Genomic DNA, 616 nt, shown 5'->3' on the forward strand with positions numbered 1-616 from the left:
GCCCGGGTGAGGGTGGCGGCGGGGACGGGCGCGGGCCACTCCGGGCAGCGGGCCCTGATCCGCGCGAGGTCGGTGGGCTCGTCGTCCTCCAACACGCTCGGCAGGTCCGCCAGTTCGTCCAGCAGGTCCTCCGCCAGCTGCCGCAGATACCTGGACGCGGGCCCGGCCGAGGCGCCCGCCCGGGCCGGTGCCCGGTCGCCCCCCGCCGCGCGCCACCGCGCCGCGATCGCCGACGGCTCCCTGCCGTCCTGGACCGCCTGGGCGAGTTCGTGGCCGATGAGGTCCTCCGGCTGGACCCAGGTCAGTCGGAGCATCTCGTGCCCCCGAGTGCCGCGAAGGCCGCCTCCCGGGTCCTGTGGTGGGCCCTGTCCCGCTCGAAGATCTCCCGGGCCACGGCCGTCAGCGTCGCCGCCGGTTCCCACAGGTCCAGACGGCTCGCCTCCGCGCCCGCCTTCGACCAGTCGTCCGGGACCGGGGAGCCCAGTGCGCCCGCCATCGCCCCGGCCATGGTGGCGATCGAGTCGCAGTCCCTGCCGTAGTTCACCGCGCCGAGGACCGCGTGCCGGTAGTCACCGCCGGACACCAGCAACATCGCGAGCGCGACGGGGAGTTCCTC

General features: G+C 75.8%; 1 protein-coding gene and 1 pseudogene. Both read right to left on the reverse strand.

Annotation, left to right across the window (positions count from 1 at the left end; translation table 11 throughout):
• Nucleotides 1-314: pseudogene (locus EHS43_RS45625) on the reverse strand (ADP-ribosylglycohydrolase family protein); the annotation flags it as partial.
• Nucleotides 302-616, reverse strand: a 315-nt coding sequence (locus EHS43_RS45630) for an ADP-ribosylglycohydrolase family protein (RefSeq protein ID WP_148104388.1), incomplete at its 5' end; no start/stop codon positions are given. The gene EHS43_RS45630 and the pseudogene EHS43_RS45625, both read right to left, overlap by 13 nt.

It is taken from the genome of Streptomyces sp. RP5T (genome assembly GCF_003933965.1).
Lineage (GTDB): Bacteria > Actinomycetota > Actinomycetes > Streptomycetales > Streptomycetaceae > Streptomyces.